At 71.0% G+C, this 20298-nt stretch carries 17 protein-coding genes and 3 pseudogenes; 17 read left to right on the plus strand and 3 right to left on the minus strand.

What is annotated here, in order from left to right; genetic code table 11:
* Positions 1–359: 359 nt before the first annotated feature.
* Complete coding sequence (locus KSF81_RS16405; protein WP_256444264.1) at positions 360–1001, plus strand: sugar transferase; 642 nt, start codon at positions 360–362, stop codon at positions 999–1001.
* 91 nt (positions 1002–1092) lie between these two features.
* Here KSF81_RS16405 and prpB read toward each other — a convergent pair whose 3' ends face one another.
* Both prpB and KSF81_RS16415 read right to left on the minus strand, forming a co-directional pair.
* Positions 1093–2016 (minus strand): methylisocitrate lyase, encoded by a 924-nt coding sequence (prpB, locus tag KSF81_RS16410; RefSeq protein ID WP_217379903.1) that lies wholly within the window; start codon positions 2014–2016, stop codon positions 1093–1095.
* Between the two features lie 32 nt (positions 2017–2048).
* Positions 2049–3467, minus strand: coding sequence for a sodium:proton antiporter (locus KSF81_RS16415; RefSeq protein WP_254453564.1), 1419 nt, complete (start codon positions 3465–3467; stop codon positions 2049–2051).
* Positions 3468–3626: 159 nt separating this feature from the next.
* Here KSF81_RS16415 and KSF81_RS16420 point away from each other — a divergent pair.
* From KSF81_RS16420 to KSF81_RS16445, 6 genes and pseudogenes are all read left to right on the plus strand, one after another.
* Positions 3627–4387: pseudogene (locus tag KSF81_RS16420) on the plus strand (SRPBCC family protein).
* Between the two features lie 47 nt (positions 4388–4434).
* On the plus strand, positions 4435–5343 hold the full coding sequence (locus KSF81_RS16425; RefSeq protein WP_217381734.1) for a MoxR family ATPase: 909 nt from the start codon (positions 4435–4437) through the stop codon (positions 5341–5343).
* 218 nt (positions 5344–5561) lie between these two features.
* Complete coding sequence (locus tag KSF81_RS16430; protein ID WP_217381735.1) at positions 5562–6770, plus strand: VWA domain-containing protein; 1209 nt, start codon at positions 5562–5564, stop codon at positions 6768–6770.
* Positions 6767–7087 (plus strand): XdhC family protein, encoded by a 321-nt coding sequence (locus KSF81_RS16435; protein WP_217379905.1) that lies wholly within the window; start codon positions 6767–6769, stop codon positions 7085–7087. The genes KSF81_RS16430 and KSF81_RS16435 overlap by 4 nt, the downstream gene beginning before the upstream one ends.
* Positions 7084–7800: an XdhC family protein gene (locus KSF81_RS16440; RefSeq protein ID WP_217379906.1), complete on the plus strand. Its 717-nt coding sequence runs from the start codon at positions 7084–7086 to the stop codon at positions 7798–7800. Before KSF81_RS16435 ends, KSF81_RS16440 begins: the two co-directional genes overlap by 4 nt.
* A complete protein-coding gene (locus tag KSF81_RS16445; protein ID WP_217379907.1) occupies positions 7797–9446 on the plus strand; it encodes an NTP transferase domain-containing protein in 1650 nt (549 codons plus the stop codon). Before KSF81_RS16440 ends, KSF81_RS16445 begins: the two co-directional genes overlap by 4 nt.
* Positions 9447–9555: 109 nt before the next feature.
* Here the strand turns inward: KSF81_RS16445 and KSF81_RS16450 are convergent, their stop codons facing one another.
* Positions 9556–10848 (minus strand): amidase, encoded by a 1293-nt coding sequence (locus KSF81_RS16450; protein ID WP_217379908.1) that lies wholly within the window; start codon positions 10846–10848, stop codon positions 9556–9558.
* A gap of 77 nt (positions 10849–10925) precedes the next feature.
* On the opposite strand from KSF81_RS16450, the gene KSF81_RS16455 reads away from it, so the two are divergent.
* From KSF81_RS16455 to KSF81_RS16500, 10 genes and pseudogenes are all read left to right on the plus strand, one after another.
* A complete protein-coding gene (locus KSF81_RS16455; RefSeq protein ID WP_254453565.1) occupies positions 10926–11432 on the plus strand; it encodes a hypothetical protein in 507 nt (168 codons plus the stop codon).
* 25 nt (positions 11433–11457) lie between these two features.
* A complete protein-coding gene (locus KSF81_RS16460; RefSeq protein WP_217379909.1) occupies positions 11458–11964 on the plus strand; it encodes a hypothetical protein in 507 nt (168 codons plus the stop codon).
* A gap of 151 nt (positions 11965–12115) precedes the next feature.
* A pseudogene (locus KSF81_RS16465) lies at positions 12116–13320 on the plus strand (MFS transporter).
* Between the two features lie 19 nt (positions 13321–13339).
* Positions 13340–14314, plus strand: a complete 975-nt coding sequence (locus KSF81_RS16470; protein ID WP_217379910.1) for a Gfo/Idh/MocA family protein — start codon at positions 13340–13342, stop codon at positions 14312–14314.
* Positions 14315–14441: 127 nt separating this feature from the next.
* Complete coding sequence (locus KSF81_RS16475; RefSeq protein ID WP_217379911.1) at positions 14442–14792, plus strand: RidA family protein; 351 nt, start codon at positions 14442–14444, stop codon at positions 14790–14792.
* A 283-nt stretch (positions 14793–15075) separates the two neighbouring features.
* On the plus strand, positions 15076–15858 hold the full coding sequence (locus KSF81_RS16480) for a CHAP domain-containing protein (RefSeq protein ID WP_217379912.1): 783 nt from the start codon (positions 15076–15078) through the stop codon (positions 15856–15858).
* 213 nt (positions 15859–16071) lie between these two features.
* Positions 16072–16905: a hypothetical protein gene (locus KSF81_RS31515; RefSeq protein WP_309139581.1), complete on the plus strand. Its 834-nt coding sequence runs from the start codon at positions 16072–16074 to the stop codon at positions 16903–16905.
* A complete protein-coding gene (locus KSF81_RS16490; RefSeq protein ID WP_309139582.1) occupies positions 16812–17726 on the plus strand; it encodes an ABC transporter ATP-binding protein in 915 nt (304 codons plus the stop codon). Before KSF81_RS31515 ends, KSF81_RS16490 begins: the two co-directional genes overlap by 94 nt.
* Positions 17723–18797 (plus strand): annotated as a pseudogene (locus tag KSF81_RS16495) (ABC transporter ATP-binding protein). Before KSF81_RS16490 ends, KSF81_RS16495 begins: the two are co-directional and overlap by 4 nt.
* Entirely contained in the window at positions 18794–20272 is a 1479-nt protein-coding gene (locus tag KSF81_RS16500; protein WP_217379914.1) for an ABC transporter substrate-binding protein, read from the plus strand. Before KSF81_RS16495 ends, KSF81_RS16500 begins: the two are co-directional and overlap by 4 nt.
* Positions 20273–20298 lie beyond the last annotated feature (26 nt).

Genomic DNA, 20298 nt, shown 5'->3' on the forward strand with positions numbered 1-20298 from the left:
TGCTCACCAGAACAACCAGAGGAGGAGCCCCACAAGGCACCACAGCAAGATCGACACCACGATAGCCACGGCAACGCCCTGAAAGGGAGCGAGATCGCTTCGCTTCGCCTCGCGCGTTACGGGCGCTTCTTCGGGGGATGCGCCGCGCCCTTGTTCCGACTGCGCCACAATACCACCGCTGGCTGTATTTTGCGCCCACTGGTTGAAGAAGTGCGAAGAAGCCTGTGGCAATCATTGCGGGCTCAATAAGGGCACGGTAAGGTTATCGCGCCCGCGGACCCTCTGAACTTCAATTTACTTCGCCGCACTATGTCAACGGATGTATTCGCAGTGGCTCCACTCGCCATGGGCCGAATACGATGTCTGGTCTGATCGCTCGCGGTTCGAATGGCGTCCCCGGTCCTCCCCTGGCACCTCGCTGGCGCAGGCCCAGCTGGGAAGCGCTGCGGCCCAAAGCCAAGCGGTCCATCGATGTGGCAGTCGCGACGATGCTGCTGATTCTCGTGGCGCCGACATTCCTCCTGGTTGCCCTGGCTGTCGTCCTTGACGGTGGACCCGTGTTCTGCCGGCTGCGCCACGTCGGCTGCGGCGGTCGCGAGTTCAATCGCCTGCGGTTCCGCACCACGCTTCGGGCCAGCCAACCGGCGGCGCCCCATCCCCGGCCGGAGACCACAGGGCTGGGCGAGTTGTTGTGCATGCTCCGGCTGGATGAATTGCCGCAGTTGCTCAATGTGCTGCGGGGCGACATGAGCCTGGTTGGGCCGCGGCCGGCGACGAGGGAGGAGCTGGACCGGTTCCATGCCCCGCTTGGCCTGGTTCAGGACTACATCGCGGTGCGCCCGGGCCTGGTGGGGCCCGCGCAGATCAGCGACGCCGGACTCAGCGACAGGGCCCGTATCGGGTTGGATGCCGCCTATGGGCACAGCCCGTCGCTGCGAACCGACCTTCTTCTCCTGGGGCGCGCCCTCGGCCTCATCTCACACCAGCGCTGGACCGTCTGAGTCGTCCGGAGGCGTAGCCGGGAGACGTGAGCCGGCCGGCAGGAAACAAGCCGTTCGACGAAGGGCATGCCGATCCTGCCGGGGTGCGGCCCTACCCGCGCTGCGGCATCGCCTCCGGCACCACCGTCTTCACCAGCGTGGCGTCGAGCGACTCATAGGCGTGATAGCCGATGGTCTCGTAGAGTTCGGCGCGGGTCTGCATGCGGTCCACCATGCCATGGGTGCCGCCGTCGCGGCGGATGACGGCATAGAGCTCCTCCATCGCGCGGGCCGCCACCCGCAGATGCGAGACCGGCCAGATTACCATGGCATAGCCCATCGCCTGGAACTCGGCTGCGGTGAAGAAGGGCGTGCGGCCGAATTCGGTCATGTTGGCCAGCAGCTTCACCCCCGGCATCCGGCGGGCGAATTCGGTGAACATCTCGGCGGTGTTCAGCGCTTCCGGGAAGATCGCATCGGCGCCGGCCTCCAGATAAAGCTTCGCCCGGGCCACCGCACCGTCCATCCCCTCGCTCGCCGCCGCATCGGTGCGCGCGATGATATAGAGGTGCTTCCGCGCCTTGCGCGCCGCCGCCACCTTGGCCGCCATGTCATGCGCATCGGCCAGCTTCTTGTCGTTGAGATGGCCGCATTTCTTGGGCAGCAACTGGTCTTCCAGGTGCACGGCGCCGGCCCCGGCCTCCTCGAAGGCGCGGACCATGTGCATGACGTTCAGCGCCTCGCCATAGCCGGTATCGCCATCCACCAGCATGGGCAGCCCGGCGGCGCGGGAGACTTGGCGGATGTAGAAGCAGACCTCGTCCACCGTGATCATGCCGAGATCGGGCAGGCCCATGGTCGCGGTCATCGCCGCGCCCGAGAGATAGAGCGCCTCGAACCCCGCCCGCTTCGCCAGCAGGGCGGAGATGCCGAGATGCGCGCCCGGCATCTGCAGGATTTCCGGCCGGTCCAGCAGGCGGCGGAAGCGGAGCCCCGCGGGCTCATCCGGCACATCGGCGGCGATCACATAGGGCATCGGGGGGCTCCTGTTCGGTGCGGCTGCAAGCCTCAGCGGAAGAAGACGAGGGTCAGCAGGATGAAAAGCGGGATCAGGATGGCAAGGGCCCAGCCGCAATAGCCGAAGAAGCCCGGCATGCGCACCCCCTGCTCCTCCACGATCGCCTTGACCATGAAATTGGGCGCATTGCCGATATAGCTATTGGCGCCCATGAAGACCGCGCCGCAGGAGATGGCGGCCAGCGTCAGCGCTCCCTCCCGCATCAGCACCCCGGCATCGCCGCCCGCCAGGTTGAAGAAGACCAGATAGGTCGGTGCATTGTCGAGGAAGGAGGAGAGCGCCCCGGTCAGCCAGAAATAGACCCAGGGGATCGGCTGCCCCGCTGCATCCGAGGTAAGCCCGACCAGCGCCGCCGCCGCCCCCTCCGGTCCCGCCCTCAGGATGGCCAGCAGCGGCGCCATGCAGACGAAGATGGCGGCAAAGAGCTTGGCCACCTCCGCCATCGCACCCCAGGCGAAGCCATTGGCCTCCCGCAACTGGGGCGAGGTGAGGCGGATGGAGGCCAGGGTGACGGCCAGGAAGGCGCCGACGGCGCAGAGCCGCTCGATCCCCAGATGCTCGCCCAGGATCACGACCTCGCCCGGCTGCCAGACGCCCTGCAGCAGCACGCAGCCCAGCACGGCGCCGAGCAGCGCCACGTTCACCCCACCCTCGATGCCCGGCCGTTCCCGCACCGCGAGCACGGGCGGGCTTGGTTGCTCCTTCGCCCAGATCCAACTGTCCAGCAGCCAGTAGGCCAGCAGCAGCAGCACGGCGCAGAAGGCGAATTCCAGGAACAGATGGCTGGTGGTCCAGAAGAAGGATACCCCCTTCAGGAAGCCGAGATAGAGCGGCGGATCGCCCAGCGGCGTCAGGCTGCCGCCGATATTGCTCACCAGGAAGATGAAGAAGACGAAGGTATGGACCTTCCGGCGGCGGAAGGCATTGGCCCGCAGCACCGGCCGGATCAGCAGCATCGAGGCCCCCGTGGTACCCATGATGCTGGCAATCATGGTGCCCACCGCCAGCAGCGCCGTATTGGTCGCGGGCGTCCCCACCAGCGAGCCGCGCAGCAGCACCCCGCCCCCGGTGGTATAGAGCGCCAGCAGCAGGGCGGTGAAAGGGATATATTCCTGTGCAAGGATATGCCAGGCCTCCCGCGCCGCCATCTCCGGCCCGAAAACCGCGGCGAGGGGCAGCAGCAGCGCCACCACCCAGCCGGCGGCGATCTTGCCGTAGTGATGGTGCCAGAGGCGCCCAGCCAGCAGCGGCAGCAGCGCGATCGACAGCAGCAGGCCGGCGAAGGGCAGCCCCCAGAGCAGCGAGATCTGCCGCGGGTCCATCAGGCCGGCCGCCGTTGCCGGTCCCGCGGCAAGGATGGCAGGCAAGGCGAGCGGCGCGGCCCGCAGGGTTTCCTTCCATTCCGCCAACGGCATTTCCCTCCGCCCAGTCGCCGTCGTTCTACAGGAAGACCAGCGCCGTCACGAGGCCGCGAGGCACCGGCGCTCGCGGCTGCCGGCCGCCCGGGGGTTCCCCTCCCCGCCCCCCGCCCGTAAGGTCCGGATCGAATTCGGGAGCATGCCATGGAGATGTCAGGCGAGCGGCGCATCCCCGCGCCGCGCCAGCAGGTCTGGGAAGCGCTGAACGACCCGGAGGCGCTGCGCACCGCCATTCCCGGCTGCGAGTCAGTCGAGCGGGTGGGCGAGGACCAGTTCCAGGCCAGGGTCGCGGTGAAGCTCGGCCCGATGGCGGCCAACTTGGCGGCAAGGTGAAGCTGGAGAACCTGAACCCACCGGCCAGCTACACGATCTCGGGAGAGGGCAATGGCGGCGCCATGGGCTTCGCCAAGGGCGGCGCCGATGTGGCGCTGGAGGAAGCCGGCCCGGCCGAGACCATCCTGCGCTACCAGGTGAAGGCGCAGGTCGGCGGCAAGATGGCGCAATTGGGCGCCCGCCTGATCGATAGCACCGCGAAGCAGATGGCCGACCAGTTCTTCGACCGCTTCGCCGCGCAACTGACCCCTGCCGCGCCGGTTGACAATGGCTCCATGACAGGAGCCGCCGACATGGCCCAACCCATCCCTGGCGTCACCCCGGTGCCTGGCACCGATACCGAGTATCTCGGCGACCCGGAGCGGCTGAGGACCAGCCCCGTCACGCATCATGGCGTGCCGCCGGTGACCGGGCGCACCGATGCCGCCCATGGCGGCGAAATCAGCCCGCCGCCTTCGCGGCCGGAGGATTTCCGCCCGCTGCGCCTCATCACCATGATCGAGCCCTTCGGCCTGCCGCTGCAATTCTGGATCGGCTGCGTGCTGATGCTCATCATCCTGGCGCTGATGTTCCTGTGAGCGGTCCCGCCGTGGAGCAAGGCAGCGTCACGCCGCAGGCGGAAGGCATGGACGCGCCTTTGCCGGACACCGTCGAGGCGACGCAGCGCCTGCTCGCCCGCGGCGGCTATGTGGCGGACCGGGCGCTGGCGACCACGGTGCACCTGGCCCTCAGGATGGGCCGGCCGCTCTTCCTGGAGGGCGAGCCCGGCACCGGCAAGACCGAGATCGCCAAGGTGCTCGCCAGGGAACTGCCGCGCCGCCTGGTGCGGCTGCAATGCTATGACGGGCTCGATCTCTCCGCCGCGGCCTATGAGTGGAACCATGCGCGGCAGTTAATGGCGATCCGGCTGGCCGAGGCGAGCGGTGAAACCGACCGCGAGGCGCTGGAACGCGGCATCTACGACCGCCGCTTCCTGCAGGAGCGGCCACTATTGCAGGCGCTTTCGCCCGAGGGCGGGCCGGCGGTGCTGCTGATCGACGAGCTCGACCGCGCGGACGAGCCTTTCGAGGCCTTCCTGCTGGAGATCCTGGCGGATTTCCAGATCACCGTGCCGGAGCTCGGCACCATCGCGGCCAGGGTGCCGCCGGTGGTGGTCATCACCTCCAACCGCACACGGGAGGTGCATGACGCGATCCGCCGCCGCTGCCTCTATCACTGGGTCGACTACCCGGATGCGGCCCGCGAGCGCGCCATCCTGAAGATCCGCGCGCCCGGCGTGCCGGAACGCCTCTCGGCCGAGGTGGTGGCCTTCGTGCAGCGCCTGCGCGGCGGCGACTATTTCAAGCTGCCCGGCGTCGCCGAGACCATCGACTGGGCCGCGGCGCTCTCGGCACTCGATGCCAAGGAGCTGGAACCGGGCTCGGTCGACGAAACCCTCGGCGTGCTGCTGAAATACCAGGACGACATCGCCAGGCTGCGCGGCGCCGAGGCGGCGAAGCTGGTCGCCGAGGCGAAACAGGCCGCGGCGGCGTGACGGCGGGGCTGGCCGTCAGAGGCCGCAGGGGCTCTGCCCCTGCACCCTGCCAAGAGCAACAAGGCCCTTGGAACCCGTTATATGATCCGGCGGCAGGTCCCCTTGCGGGACCTGCCGCCGGATCATGGAATGGCGGGGTCCGGGGGACACCCTGTCCTCCGGCGGGGGTGCAGGGGGGCAGCGCCCCCTGCCGGCCTTCGGTGAGCGACCTCACCGCCATGGCCGGCCTTGCGGCCCTGTCCTCCGCCTCCCCTGGTGGCGCGCTGGCGGCGAATGTGCTGGCCTTCGGGCGGCTCTTGCGGCGGGCGGGGTTGCCGGTCGGCACCTCGGAGACGCTGCCGGCGCTGGAGGCCCTGAGTCAGGTCGATATCGGCGACCGCCGCCAGGTGCATGCTGCCTTGCGCGCCGTGATGGTGCACCGGCGCGAGCATTTCGAGATCTTCGACCAGGCTTTCCTGCTGTTCTGGCACGACCCCGAGGCCGGCCGGAACGCCGCCGCCATGGCCATGATGGACGGCATGAAGGAGCAGGCGAAGGCGCCGCCCGCCAGCCGCCGCGTCGCCGAGGCGCTGGCCTCCCCCGCCCCCCAGCCGCCGCCAAGGCCGGAGGCGGAGCGCCCGCCGCAGGACATGACCCTCACGGTCAGCGAGCGCGAGCGCCTCCAGACCATGGATTTCGAGGCGATGTCCGCCACCGAGATCGCCGCCGCCAAGCAGGAGATCCGCCGCCTGGTCCTGCCGCTGGATGCACGCCCGACCCGCCGCTTCCGCCACGACCCCTCCGGCCCCGGCACCGACCTGCGCGCCACCCTGCGGCAGAGCCTGCGCACCGGCGGCGAGGTGTTGAGCCTGGAGCGCCGCCGCCGGGTGACGCGGCCCCCGCCCCTGGTGGCACTCTGCGACATCTCCGGCAGCATGTCCCGCTATGCGCAGGTGCTGCTGCATTTCCTGCATGCCGTCACCAATGACCGGGACCGCGTGCACAGCTTCCTCTTCGGCACCCGCCTCACCAATGTCACGCGCCAGCTTCGCCATCGCGATGCGGAAGTGGCCTTCGAGCTGGTCTCGCATGTCGTGCCGGACTGGTCCGGCGGCACCCGCATCGGCGAGTCGCTGGAATTGTTCAACCGGCTCTGGGCACGCCGCGTGCTGGGCCAGGGCGCCGTGGTGCTGCTCATCACCGACGGGCTGGACCGCGAAGGCGCCAGGGGCCTGGCCGAGGCCACCGGCCGCCTGCGCCGGTCCTGCCGCCGGCTGATCTGGCTGAACCCCCTGTTGCGCTTCGATGGCTTCCAGCCCAGATCCCAGGGTATCCGGGCGATGCTGCCGCAGGTCGACGAGTTCCGCCCGGTGCATAATCTGGCAAGCCTGCGGTCGCTCATCGCGACGCTGAGCGGCCCGCAGCCCGCAAGGAGGATGGCCGCATGAGCGATTCCGAAGACGTCCTGGCCACTGCCGCAAGCTGGCGCGCGGCCGGCGAGACGGTGGCGCTGGCGACCGTGGTGGAAACCTGGGGCAGTTCGCCCCGGCCCGCCGGATCACGATTGGCCGTCACCGCCTCCGGCCGGATGGCCGGCAGCGTCTCGGGCGGCTGCATCGAGGGCGCGGTCGCCGATGCGGCGAAGCAGACCATGGCCAGCGGCACGCCGCAATTGCTCGATTTCGGCATTTCGGATGAGCGCGCCTGGGAGGTGGGGCTGGCCTGCGGAGGCAAGCTCAAGGTCTTCGTGGAGGCGCTCTCGTGACGCCCGATCTGCTCGCCCGGCTGCAATCGGCGCGCGCCGCGTTGCAGCCGGTGGCATTGCTGACCCGGCTTTCGGATGGCCACCAGTGCCTCTGGCCCGAGGATTCCGCGCCGGGCGCGCTCGCCGAGGCGGCAGAGACCGCGCTCCGCGACGATGCCGCCCGCACCGTGACCCTGGATGGCGAGGCCTGGTTCGTGCATCCGCAGAACCCGCCGCTGCGGCTGATCGTGGTGGGCGCGGTGCATGTCGCGCAGTCGCTGGTGCCGATGGCGCTGCCGCTCGGCTTCGCGGTCACGGTCATCGACCCGCGCCGCGCCTTCGCCACGGAGGAGCGCTTCACCGGCGTCACCCTCATCGGCGAATGGCCGGACGAGGCCATGGCGGCGCTCCGGCCGGATGGCCGCACCGCGGTCGTCACCCTGACGCATGACCCGAAGCTGGACGACCCGGCGCTGGATGTCGCCCTGAAAGCGCCCTGCTTCTATATCGGCGCCCTCGGCAGCCGGCGCACCCATGGCAAGCGGGTGGCGCGCCTCAAGGAAATGGGGCATGGCGAGGCTGCCATCGCCCGCATCCGCGCGCCGATCGGCCTCGATATCGAGGCGGTGACGGCGCCCGAGATCGCGCTCTCCATCCTGGCCGAGATCGTGGCCGCCCGGCGCGGCGCCGCCCTGGCCCGCCGTGTCCCGGCGGCCGAGCCGGCGACGGCATGATCTTCGGCCCGACCCCGCTGGAGGAGGCGCAGGGCGCCATTCTCGCCCATACCATGCGCCTCACCGGCCGGGTGCTGAAGAAGGGCACGGTGCTGGACCAGGCGGCGATCGCCGCCTTGCAGGCCGGCGGCCATCGGGAAGTGGTGGCCGCGCGGCTGGAGCCCGGCGACGTGCCGGAGAACGAGGCGGCGGACCGGCTGGCGAATGCGCTGATGGGGCCGCTGCTGGCCCGTAGCCGGGCCTCGACCGGGCGGGTGAACCTGCTGGCCGATGCCGCCGGGCTGCTGGTGGTGAATCCCGGCGCCATCGACGGGCTGAACCTGCTCGACGAATCCCTCACCGTCGCCACCCTGCCCGGCTATGTGCCGGTTTCCGCCAAGGAGATGGTGGCGACGATCAAGGTCATCCCCTTCTCGGTGCCCGGCAGCGTGCTGCAGGTGGCCGAGGCCCTGGCGCGGCAGGGGCCGCCGCCGCTCTCCATCCATTCCTTCCGTCCGCTGAAGGTCGGCTTGGTGCTGACTGAACTGCCCGGGGTGAAGGAAGGCGTCATGGAAGGCGCCGTGGAAGCGACGCGGGACCGAGTCGAGGCGCTCTGCGGCACGCTGCTGCCGCATGAACGGGTGCGCCATGAGACGCCGGCGGTGGCCGATGCGCTGGGCCGCCTGCGCCGCGCGGGCGCGCAGGTGCTGCTGGTGGCCGGCGCCTCCGCGGTGGTGGACCGGCGGGATGTCGGGCCGGCCGCCATCGTCCGGGCCGGTGGCGCCATCGACCATTTCGGCATGCCGGTGGACCCGGGCAACCTCATCTGCCTCGGCCATATCGACGGCATCCCGGCCCTGGTGCTGCCCGGCTGCGCCAAATCCCCGAGGCTGAACGGCATCGACTGGGTGCTGCAGCGCCTCTTCGCCGGGCTGAAGGTGGGCCCGCAGGACGTGATGCGCATGGGCGTCGGCGGGCTGCTGAAGGAGATAGAGGCCCGCCCCCTGCCGCGCGAGCAGGCGGCCAGCGCCCCCGCCCCCGCACAGGTGCCGCGACGCGGCCGGAAGGTGGCGGCGCTGGTGCTGGCGGCGGGCCGGTCCCGCCGCATGGCGCCGCTGAACAAGCTGCTGGTGCCGGATGACAAGGGCCTGCCCATGGTGGCGCGCGTGGTGGAGAATGTCCTCGCCTCCCATGCCAGGCCGGTGGTGGTCGTCACCGGCTATGAGCGGGAGCGGGTGGAGGCCGCGCTGGGCAGCCGCCCGGTTTTGTTCGCCCATGCCGAGGATTACGCGGAGGGGCTCTCGGCCAGCCTCAAGGCCGGGCTAGCAGCCCTGCCGCCAGATATCGAGGGGGTGGTGATCTGCCTCGGCGACATGCCGCTGGTGGCCGGCCCCATGGTGGACCGGCTGATCGCCGCCTTCGACCCCGAGGAGGGCCGTTCCATCGTCATGCCGACCTTCCGAGGAAAGCAGGGAAATCCAATGCTTTGGGCGAAGGAGTTCCTGCCGGAGATGATGCAGATCACCGGCGATGTCGGCGCCCGCCACCTGGCCGGGCAGCACGCGGACCGGGTGGCGGAAGTGGAGATGGCGGATGACGCCGTGCTGCGCGACTTCGATACCGCGGAAGCCCTGAAGAAGGCGCCGGGCTTCGCGGGGGTGCGGTAAGCCCCCTCTACAGTGGATTGGCGTTCATTCCTGAACGCCAATCCGCTGTAGCTTTTTTTTGCAGAGCAGATTCACGCTCCCGGACGTTCACGTCCGCCCGCGATCCGCTCTATCCCACCGCCTGCCGCACCCATTCCGCCCAGGCCAGCGCCTCCCGGTCCCGCCCGGCCGCCGTGACGACCTGCACGCCGAGCGGCAGGCCCTTCGGCCCGGTGCCCGCCGGCACCGTCACGCAGGGCACATGCAGCAGGGTCCAGAGCGTGTTGAAGGCCGGGTCGCCGGTCCAGCCCAATCCCTCCGGCGCCTCGCCCGGCGCGCTCGGGGTCAGGATCGCGTCGAAGGGGGCGATGGCATCGGCGAAGGCGGCGCGGGCAGTGGCGAAGGCGGCGCGCGCCTCGGCCAGCCTGGCGGGCGGCTGCGCGGCGGCCCATTCCATCCGCTCCCGCAGCACCGGCGAGAGCAGGGCCGCGGCATGGTCGATCTCCCAGGCCAGGGCCTCGGCGCTTTCCATGTTCATGACGAAGGGATGCGCCTCCACCGCCGCCGCCATGGCGGGCGGCAGGTCCAGCGCCGTCACCTTGGCGCCGGCCCGCGCAGCTGCCGCGGCGGCCCGGTCCAGCAGTGCCCGGGTCTCCGGCGCCGCCTGGTCGGCGGTCGGCCCCATGCAGAGGGCGAGGTGCGGCGCACGGCCGGGCTTCGCCTCCGGGTCGCCATGGTCGCGGCCGGTGGCGGCGGCCATGAAGAGCCCGCAATCGCCGGTCGTGCGGGCGATGAATCCAATCGTATCAAGTGATTCCGACATGACTTTCATGCCAGCCCTGTGGAATCTGCCGAAGCTCGGCTTGAAGCCAACCGCCCCGCAATAGGCTGCCGGCCGGATCACGCTGCCCGCCGTCTGGGTGCCGAACCCGGCATGGAAGAACCCCGCCGCCGCCCCAGCGGCAGATCCAGAGGATGAACCGCCCGGCGTATGTCCCTGATTATGCGGATTCGCAGTGGGGCCGGGATGCCGCGTCGCGGATTCCGTCGTCACCGTCTTGCCGAGGACGATGGCCCCCGCGCGCCGCGCCAGCGCCACCGCCGAGGCATCCACGCGCGGCCGGTGCCCGGCCCAGATCGGTGAGCCATATTGCGAAGGCATGTCAGCGGTATCGAGCACGTCCTTCACGCCGAGGCTGAGGCCGTGCAGCGCGCCTTGCGCCCGCCCGGCCTTCGCCGCCGCATCGGCCCGTGCCGCCGCCCGCAGCGCGGCGGCCGGGTCGAACCAGGTGAAGGCCCGGATCTCCCCCTCCCGCGCCGCGATCCGGGCCAGCAGCGCCTCCATCAGCGCGGTTGCGGAAAGGCTGCCGGCGCGCAGGCGGCGGGCGGCCTCGGTGGCGGGGAGGAGGGAGGGGTCGGTCATGCTGGGAAGCTTAGGCCGGTCAAGATCGATTTGCGAAGCCGCTGGTCGCAGCGCCGCCCACACCCCAGATTGCGCCGATGCCGGACACCATCCGCGTTGCCCGCGCGCCCGATGGCGCGCTCACCTATGCCGTGCCGATCCCGCCCGAGGGCCTGCCTGCGGTGCCGCCGGGCGAGCTCATGGCCGCCTGGGCCCTGGCGCGACAGGCAGCGGCCCGCCGCCTTTGGGGCCCGCCCCGGGTCCTGCTCTTCCCCCGGCAGGATGGCGAGGCGACCCGGATCGCCATCGCCGACCGCGATGCCGGTGCCTGGGCCGAGGCGATCGATGCCGCCATCGGGCTGGACACGCTGGGCGGCCTGGCCCTCTGCCTGCGGCTGCTGGCGCTGGTCGAGGTGCTGGCGCGGGCAAGCTGGCTCGGCCCCCTGTTCGACGTGACCCCGGGCGGGATCGACCTGCATCCCTCCCTGCTCGATGCCGCGGCCAGCATGCCGCTCGACGCCGGCGCCCGGTTCGACGAAGCTGGCCTTCGTCGGCTATTGTCCCGCCTGCCGCCGCCCGGCGGCGAGTCGCGCCTCTCCGCCTGAGCCGCACAGAGTGATCGAGACCCGCATGACCCGCCCCCTGTTCCCGGCATTGGCGCTTCCCTTGCTCGGCAGCCTCGCCATCGGCCTGATCGCCTGCACCGGGCCGGACCCGGCGGTGGCGCCGCCCTCGCCCATCGCAACGGCGCGGCCGCCGCTCGCCTTGCCAGGCTCGCCCGGGCTGCCCGCAGCCCTACCCCGCGCCACCGCCCGCGGCGGCACGCCGCTGCCGCCGCCGGTGCCCCCCGCGGCCCCCGGTCCCGGCCAGGTCTTCAGCGCCCCGGCCCCCGGCCAGGCGGCGCGCGAGCAGGCCGCGGTCGCCGCCGCCTGCCGCCAGGATGCCGACCGCATCGTGCTCTACCGCGACCGCGGCCAATTGATGCGGGAGGATGAGCGCGACTCGCGGGTCGGCACCGATGCAAGCATCTACGCCCGCCGCATGGAAACCGACCGGCTCGGCCGCATCTTCGAGCGCGACCGGATCGCCGCGGACTGCGTGCAGCAGAACACCCACAGCGCGCCGCTGCCGCGCTAGGGCCGGCGGCATGGTCCCACGGATGTCCCCACCCCTTCGGGCGCATCCGCCCGAAGGGGATCTGCTCTAGCGCCGGGAGGCTTCCCTGGCCCGTCTTGGCCTCGCCTCCTTCGGCGCGCTTGGCCGTGCCCTGTCGCATCGCGATGCGCGGCTGTTCTTCTTTGCCTCCGTGGTGTCCTGGACCGGTCTCTGGGTGCATCGCATCGCAGTGACCTGGCTGGCCTGGGAAATGACCCGCAGCGCCTTCTGGGTGGGCATGGTCGCCTTCTGCGACCTGGCGCCGGCGGTGGTGTTCAGCCCGATCGCCGGCGCCGTCGCGGACCGCATGGACCGGGTGCGGCTGACCATGCTCTCGCAGGCCGCCATCGCGGTGCAGGCCGGGACGGTCGCGGTGCTGATCGCCACCGGCAACCTCACCATCGGTCTGCTGCTGGTGCTGGAGGTGGCGAGCGGCATCGCCGCCAGCTTCTCCCAGCCCGCCCGGCAGAGCCTGATACCGGCGCTGGTGCCGCGCGCCGACCTGCCGGCGGCGGTGGCCTGCAATTCGTTGTGCTTCAACGTGGCGCGCTTCGTCGGGCCGGCCATCGCCGGGCCGCTGATCGCCACCTGGGGGTGGTGCCGGCGGTGGGCTTCAATTGCCTCGCCTATGTCATGGCGACGTTGACCATGCCGCTGCTCCGCCTGGACGATGCGGAGCGGCGTGGCCATGCGCCGGAGGCCGGCGTCTGGGCCGAGACGGCGGCCGGGTTCCGCTATGCCGGCCGGCATCCGGGGATCGGGCCACTCCTGCTCTTCGCGGCCATCGCCTCGGTGCTGATGCGCGGCGTGCAGGAGATCCTGCCGCCCTTCGTGGAGCGGCTCTTCGACCGCGGCCCGGATGGGCTGGCCATGCTCACCGCCAGCATCGGCATCGGTGCCCTGATCTCCGGGCTCTGGGTCGCAAGCCGAGGGCGGCTGACGGGGGCGGTGGCGCTGGCGGTGGGGGCGGTGGGGTGCCAGGCGATCTTCACCATCGGCTTCATCGCCACCGGCTTCTTTCCGCTGGCCCTGGTCTGTGCCGCGCTGATGGGGGCGGCGGGGTCGGTGCATGGGATCTCGGTGCAGACCCTGGTGCAGAATGCCTCCGACCCCGCCATGCGCGGGCGGGTGCTGAGCCTCTGGGGCATGATCACCCGCGCCTGCCCCGCCAGTGGCGCGCTGGTGCTGGGCACGGCGGGGGAGATTTTCGGGCTGCGGCTGCCGACCTTCGTGGCGATGCTGCTCTCGCTGCTGGTGGTGGCCTGGGGCCTGCGGCGGCTGCCGCGCATGGCCGCGGCGCTGGAAGGCAGCACGGAACCGGCGCTGAGCAGGCGCTAGATTTCAAGGGACGGACAGGATGCTGAACGCGGCGATCATAGGCATGGGGCGCTGGGGCCAGACCCTGGTGGAGGGCGTGCAAGGGCGGAACGATGCGGGGCTCCGCTTCGTCGCTGGCAGCACCCGCACGCCCGGGAAGGCGGCGGGCTGGGCGGCAGAGCGGGGCATCCGGCTGCTGCCGGACTACCAGGCCGTGCTGGCGGACCCGGCGGTGCAGGCGGTGGTGCTGGCCACGCCGCACAGCCAGCATGCAGAGCAGGTGATCGCGGCCGCCGGGCACGGCAAGCATGTCTTCGTCGAGAAGCCCTTCACCCTCAGCAAGGCCAGCGCCGAGGCGGCCGTCGCGGCCTGCCGCAGGGCCGGCGTGGTGCTGGCGCTCGGCCACAACCGGCGCTTCCTCCCGGCGGTGATCGAGATGCGGCGGCTGCTGGCCGAGGGCGCGCTCGGCACCGTGCTGCACGCGGAGGGCCAGATGAGCGGCCCCGCCGCCGCAGCCTGGCGGGAGGGGATGTGGCGGGCGGACCGGGAGGAGAGCCCGCTCGGCGGCATGGGCGGCATGGGCATCCACATGGTGGACATGCTGATCCACCTGATGGGCCCGATCGCCGAGGTGACGGTCAGTTCCTTCCCCCGCGTCTCGGCGCATGTCGATGACACCACGGCGATGCTGGCGCGCTTCGCCTCCGGCGCCACCGGCACCTTTGCCACGCTGTCGCTGGCGCCCCGCTACTGGCGGGTGGCGCTGTTCGGCACCAAGGGCCTGCTGGAGATGCAGGGGCAGGAGCGGCTGGGCTTCGCGCCGATCGAAGGCGAAGCCTGGACGCGGGATTTCCCGAAGACCGATATCGAACATGCCGAGTTGCAGGCATTCGCCGTGGCCGCCGCCGGCGGGCCAGCCTATCCGCTGCCGCTGGAGGAGGCGGTCCACGGGGTTTCGGTCTTCGAGACGATGATCGGCGCCGCCGCCTCGGGCAGCCGCTACGCCGTGCCCTGAGGCCGGCTGGGCCAGGATTTCCCCGGCGGGCAGGCTGCCGCGCCCGGCCGAGGACCGCCTGCGCGGTTCCCGTCAGGCCACGCTTGGTCTAGAAGCGCGGCTTCCTGCAACGGAGGGACCTGGTCCAATGGCGAAGATCACCCGGATGGGCAGCAATGCCATCCTTTCGAATTCGGTCGAGTACCATAACTTCGTCTTCCTGGCGGGCATGACCGCCGACGACCTGTCCCAGGACATCACCGGGCAGACCCGGCAGGTCCTGGCCAAGATCGATGCGGCGCTGGAGGCCAACGGCACCGACAAGACCCGGCTGCTGAATGCCCAGATCTGGCTGAAGGACATCCGCGACCGCGACGCCATGAACAAGCTCTGGACGGCCTGGCTGCCAGAGGGCGGCGCCCCGGCGCGCGCCTGTGTGCAAGCCAATATGGCCGATCCGCGCCATCTGGTTGAAATCATGATCAACGCCTGTCGCTGATTCGGCAGATTTCGATCCGTCGGCGGCGCTTCCGAAAGGAGGCGCCGCCGTTGCATTTCTGCCGCCACACTGTGGCGTGTCTCAGTTCAGAGACTTTCTCTAGGATGATGTTCCGTTCACGGCGCCGTTAAGACAGCCCCATCCGACAAATCACCCCAGGTTTCGATTTGTTTCGCCAGGCCGGGTTGCCGCTCCGCATCCTCCGTTGATAGGCCAGACCCGGTCGCGGGGCGTCACTGCCTCGCGAGGGGGCTTTCGGCCTATCAACCAAAACGGGGGCGGCATGCGGGTTACGGGGGCGATGCTGGCTTGTTGTGTCCTGTTCGGCGCGGTGGGGGCCGCGTCTGACTCGGCCGCGACGCAGGTGGAACGGCACCGGCAGCGATCCCCGGGCAAATCCGCGGATGAGGCCAGCCAGGCCGGCCAGCAGCAGGCGATCCTGCACCGACCGGGTGCGGTGGAGAACGGCGAACCGGCACCTGACCGCGCCAGCCTGTATCGCCACAACGCCGTGAGCATCAGCCGCGGCATTTCCTGCGTGCCCTATGCCCGCATGGTCACCGGCATGGCGATCACCGGCGATGGCTGGCAGTGGTGGCGCAATGCCGCCGGCCTCTATTCCCGCGGCCAGCGGCCGGAACCCGGCTCGGTCCTCAACTTCCGCTCCTCGGGCGGCATGGCACGCGGCCATGTCGCGGTGGTGAGCCGCGTCCTGGGCTCCAGGCATGTGCTGATCGACCATGCCAATTGGGCCGGCCCCGGCATCCGCCGCGGCTCGGTGATGCGGAATGTCAGCGTGGTCGATGTCTCGCCGGAGAATGACTGGACCGCGGTCCGCGTGCAGGTCGGCCATGATCCCGGAACCTTCGGCCGCACCTATCCGACCTACGGCTTCATCTACAACCGGCCCGACGATTCCCCCGCCGGCGGCACCGCCTTCGCCGGCCTGCCGCTGCGCCGGAGCATGCGCCTGGAGCAGGTGGCCGAGATGCCGGCGGGCGGGCGGCCGGTCCCCTTCCCCGAGGAGAGCCCGGCGCGGCAGCGGGCGGCCTCTTCCCGCCGCTGAACGGCCCGGCGCCGCGCGGGGCCTGACGGTCCGTTACCCGAGGCGGTGCAAGCAAGCCCGGACGCAACAAGGCCGGGCTCCCGCACATGCCGTGAGTCCCCCCTCTCGATCACCTTCTGCATCCAGATCATCGTCGCCGGCATGGCGACGCTGGCTCGCGGAGGTGCCCTGGCCACGGTGCAGGCGCCACGCGGCTACAACAAGGAAGTGGCGATGCTGGCCAGCCTGCAGGAGCAGGCCCGCCTCGCCGAGCGCATGAATGGCCTGGTCCATGCCACGGTGAGCGAAAGCCACGGCATCCTGGTGCCGGCCGGTGATCCGGCCGCCGCGGAACTGTCCCGAGCGATTGCCGACTTCCTGCGCTTCCGTGCCGAGCTGGCGCGCGCCGGCGTCGAGCAGGGTGCCGCCGCCGCCGATGCGATGGGCAACAACGAGGCCAGCCGCGCCAAGCGGCAAGCCGCCCTGAACCAGGCGCTGCTCGCGGTTTCCGCGGCTTCGATGGTGGCCGCCGACAGCGGTGCCGCCGCGGTGCGTGAAAGGGGAGCGGTGCTGGCGACCACCCTGCCGGCCGCCAACGGCGGCGGCGCGGCGCTCGTGCTGCTCGGCGCCCTCTGGCTGATCCGGTCGCGCATTGCCCGGCCTCTGTCGCAACCGACCGTGGTGATGACCCGACTGGCCGGGCGGCGCGATTTGCATGCAGCCGGTGACGCGTGGCAGCCTGCATTGCGCAAGCAGCATGGCAGTTATGTTGGATGGCATGGTTGGTCCTGGCCCGCAATGTCGAGGGGAGTGACGCAGCGGCAGCCGGCCTGGCCGGCAGCGGCCATCGCCGCATCGCCCACCCGGCTCCCGGCGGGGCACCTTCCCGGGCCGCGGCGGCATGAGCCTGCCGGTCCTCGAAGTGCGCGATCTGGCCGTGGGAATTCGCCACCGACCGCGGCAGGCTCCGTGCGGTGGACGGCATCTCCTTCCAGGTGGCGCCCGGGCGCACCCTGGCGATCGTGGGCGAGAGCGGCTGCGGCAAGTCCGTCACGGCTTTGGCGGTGATGGGGCTGCTGCCGCCGGAGGTGCGGCTCTCCGGCTCGATCCACCTGCTCGGGCGGGAGATGTCGACGCTGACGCCGGAGGAATGGCGCGGCCGCCGCGGGCGCGACCTGGCGATGGTCTTCCAGGAGCCGATGACCAGCCTGAACCCCGCCTTCACCGCCGGCGAGCAGGTGGCGGAGGCGCTGCGCCTGCATGAGGGCCTCGACCATGCCCGCGCCGCCGCGCGCGCGGTGGAGATGCTGGACCGCGTCCGCATCCCCGAAGCCGCGCGCCGCGCCCGGCAATATCCGCACCAGCTTTCCGGCGGCATGCGGCAGCGGGTGATGATCGCCATGGCGCTCGCCTGCAAGCCGCGGCTGCTGATTGCCGATGAGCCCACAACCGCGCTCGATGTCACCGTGCAGGCGCAGATCCTGGGGCTGCTGGACGAGATGAAGCGGGAGACGGGGACGGCGGTGGTGCTCATCACCCACGATCTCGGCGTGGTCGCCGACCATGCCGATGCGGTGGTGGTGATGTATGCCGGCAGGGTGGCGGAACGGGCGCCCGCCGCCGCGCTCTTTGCCCGGCCGGAGCATCCCTATACCGTCGGGCTGCTCGGCGCCGCGCCGCGGCTGGAGGGCGGCGCGCAACGGCTGGCCAGCATCGAGGGCACGGTGCCGGACCTGCTGCACCCGCCCCCGGGCTGCCGCTTCGCACCCCGCTGCCCCTTCCGCATCGCCGCCTGCGAAACCCAGCCGCCGTTGGCGGAGCTTGCCCCCGGCCATGCCGCCGCCTGCTGGCGGGCGCCGCTGGATGGCGTGCTGGAGGCGGCGGCATGACCGCGTCGCTGCTGGAATTGCGCGATGTCGTGAAGCATTTCCCGGTGCGGGATGCGCTCGGCCGGCGCCGCGGCGCGGTGCGGGCGGTGGACGGAGTTTCGCTCGCGGTGCCGCAGGGCTCGGTGCTGGCGATCGTGGGCGAGAGCGGCTGCGGCAAGTCCACCCTGGGCCGCCTGGCGCTGCGCCTGATCGAGCCCGATGCCGGCAGCGTGCATTTCGCCGGCGAGGATCTCGGCGCCCTCTCCGCCGCCGCGCTTCGCGCCCGCCGCCGGGACATGCAACTGATCTTCCAGGACCCCTTCGCCAGCCTCGACCCGCGCATGACCGTGGAGCAGGCGGTGGCGGAGCCGCTGCGCCTGCACGGCATCGTGCCGCGCGCGCAGGAACGGGGCCGGGTGGCGGCCCTGCTGGAACGGGTCGGGCTGCGGCCGGAGGCGGCGCGGCGCTGGCCGCATGAGTTCAGCGGCGGGCAGCGCCAGCGCATCGCCATCGCCCGGGCGCTGGCCAGCGAACCGCGCCTTATCATCGGCGACGAGCCGGTGAGCGCGCTGGATGTCTCGGTGCAGGCGCAGGTGGTGAACCTGCTGGCCGACCTGATCCGCGACCTCGGCCTGACCTTCGTGCTGATCAGCCATGACCTCGGCGTGGTGCGCCATATCGCCGACCGGGTGGCGGTGATGTATCTCGGCCGCATCGTCGAGGATGGGCCGGCGGCCGCGGTCTTCGGCAGGCCGCGGCATCCCTATACCCGCGCGCTGCTCGCCGCCGTGCCCGGCACCGGCGCCAAGGCGCCGCCGCTGGAAGGCGATGTGCCGAGTCCGATCGCGCCGCCCCCCCGGCTGCCGCTTCCACACCCGCTGCCCCTATGCCGAAGCGATCTGCCGGGAGCAGGTGCCGGAGCTGCTGGGCAGCACGCATCTCGCCGCCTGCCACCTGCAGGACCGCCTGCCGCCACCGGCAACATTGCGCGAGCATGACCCCGGCGGGCTGCGGCTCCGCCGCCTGCAAGCCTATTTCGGCACGCCTCATGTGCCCGACCCGCAACACGAACCGACCGGAGCCTCCGCATGATCCGCAAGACCGTGTTCGCCGCGCTGCTCGCCGCCTGCGCCATCGGCGCCTCGGCCCAGGCGCAGCACCTCCGCCTGGCGCTGCGGGAAGACCCGGACATCCTGGACCCGACCCTGTCGCGCACCTATGTCGGCCGCATCGTCTATGCCGCGATCTGCGACAAGCTCTTCGACATCAACGAGAAGCTGGAGATCGTGCCGCAGCTTGCCACGGCGCATCGCTGGGAAGACCCGAAGACGCTGCTCATCACGCTGCGCGACGGCGTGCGCTTCCATGACGGCGAGGTGATGGATGCGGAGGCGGTGCGCTATTCGCTCAACCGCCACCTCACCCTGCCGGGCAGCTTCCGCCGCAGCGAGATGGGCGATGTGCAGGCGGTGGAGGTGGTGGACCCCCGTACCGTCCGCATCCGGCTGAAGGGCCCCTCCGGCGCCTTCCTGGCGGCGCTGACCGACCGCGCCGGGATGATCCTGAGCCCCAAGGCGGCCGAGGCCGCGGGCCGCAACTTCGGCACCCATCCGGTCTGCGCCGGCCCCTTCCGCTTCGTCGAGCGGGTGGCGCAGGAGCGCATCGTGGTGGAACGCTTCCCGGACTACTGGGATGCCGGCCGGGTGCATCTGAACCGCGTGACCTACCTGCCGATTCCCGACAACACGGTGCGGCTCGCCAACCTGCAATCCGGCGCGGTGGAATTCGCCGAGCGCATGGAACCCGACGACATGCAGGCCATCCAGGGCAACCGCAACCTCCGCGTGGTGGCCGTGGATGAGCTTGGCTACCAGGGCATCACCATCAACATCAACAATGGCCCGCGCGCCGATACGCCCTTCGGCCGCGATGCCCGGGTGCGCGCCGCCTTCGAACTGGCGATCGACCGCGCCGCGATCAACCAGGTGGTCTATGAGGGCAAATACACGCCGACGCGCCAGCCCATCCCGCCTGCCAGCCCCTACCATGCCCGCGACTTCCAGCCGGAGCCGCGCGATGTGGCGCGCGCCCGTGCCCTGCTCCGCGAGGCCGGCGTCACCACGCCGCTCACCGTGGAAATGACGGTGCCGAACAACCCCGATCTCCGCCAGGTGGGCGAGGTGATCCAGGCCATGGTGCAGGAGGCCGGCTTCGATCTGCGCCTGCGCGCCACCGAGTCGCCTCCTCCCTCCAGGCGGCGACCCGGGGGGAATTCGAGACCTTCCTGGTCGGCTGGTCCGGCCGCACCGACCCGGACGGCAATATCTACAGCTTCACCCGCACCGGCGGCGCGCAGAATGACGGCCGCTATTCCAATCCCGAGGTGGACCGCCTGCTCGACGCCGCGCGGGCGGAAACCGATTTCGAGAAGCGCCGCGACCTCTATGAGCAGGCGATGCGCCTTGCCTTCGGCCAGGACCACGCGCGGATCTATCTCTGGCACCGGAAGAACATCATGGGGCATGTGGCGCGGCTCAGCGGCTACCGGCCGGTGCCGGACGGGCTGATCCGGCTCCAGGACATGCGGCTGCAA

The organism is Siccirubricoccus sp. G192 (genome assembly GCF_019084075.1).
Lineage (GTDB): Bacteria > Pseudomonadota > Alphaproteobacteria > Acetobacterales > Acetobacteraceae > G192.

What these genes read in the sequence shown, in the direction of transcription:
- KSF81_RS16405 (WP_256444264.1), top strand. Translation starts at nt 360, where the DNA reads ATGTCTGGTCTGATCGCTCGCGGTTCGAATGGCGTCCCCGGTCCTCCC.
- prpB (WP_217379903.1), bottom strand. Translation starts at nt 2,016, where the DNA reads ATGCCCTATGTGATCGCCGCCGATGTGCCGGATGAGCCCGCGGGGCTC.
- KSF81_RS16425 (WP_217381734.1), top strand. Translation starts at nt 4,435, where the DNA reads ATGGACGCGCCTTTGCCGGACACCGTCGAGGCGACGCAGCGCCTGCTC.
- KSF81_RS16430 (WP_217381735.1), top strand. Translation starts at nt 5,562, where the DNA reads ATGGCCGGCCTTGCGGCCCTGTCCTCCGCCTCCCCTGGTGGCGCGCTG.
- KSF81_RS16435 (WP_217379905.1), top strand. Translation starts at nt 6,767, where the DNA reads ATGAGCGATTCCGAAGACGTCCTGGCCACTGCCGCAAGCTGGCGCGCG.
- KSF81_RS16445 (WP_217379907.1), top strand. Translation starts at nt 7,797, where the DNA reads ATGATCTTCGGCCCGACCCCGCTGGAGGAGGCGCAGGGCGCCATTCTC.
- KSF81_RS16450 (WP_217379908.1), bottom strand. Translation starts at nt 10,848, where the DNA reads ATGACCGACCCCTCCCTCCTCCCCGCCACCGAGGCCGCCCGCCGCCTG.
- KSF81_RS16455 (WP_254453565.1), top strand. Translation starts at nt 10,926, where the DNA reads ATGCCGGACACCATCCGCGTTGCCCGCGCGCCCGATGGCGCGCTCACC.
- KSF81_RS16460 (WP_217379909.1), top strand. Translation starts at nt 11,458, where the DNA reads ATGACCCGCCCCCTGTTCCCGGCATTGGCGCTTCCCTTGCTCGGCAGC.
- KSF81_RS16470 (WP_217379910.1), top strand. Translation starts at nt 13,340, where the DNA reads ATGCTGAACGCGGCGATCATAGGCATGGGGCGCTGGGGCCAGACCCTG.
- KSF81_RS16475 (WP_217379911.1), top strand. Translation starts at nt 14,442, where the DNA reads ATGGCGAAGATCACCCGGATGGGCAGCAATGCCATCCTTTCGAATTCG.
- KSF81_RS16480 (WP_217379912.1), top strand. Translation starts at nt 15,076, where the DNA reads ATGCGGGTTACGGGGGCGATGCTGGCTTGTTGTGTCCTGTTCGGCGCG.
- KSF81_RS31515 (WP_309139581.1), top strand. Translation starts at nt 16,072, where the DNA reads ATGCTGGCCAGCCTGCAGGAGCAGGCCCGCCTCGCCGAGCGCATGAAT.
- KSF81_RS16500 (WP_217379914.1), top strand. Translation starts at nt 18,794, where the DNA reads ATGATCCGCAAGACCGTGTTCGCCGCGCTGCTCGCCGCCTGCGCCATC.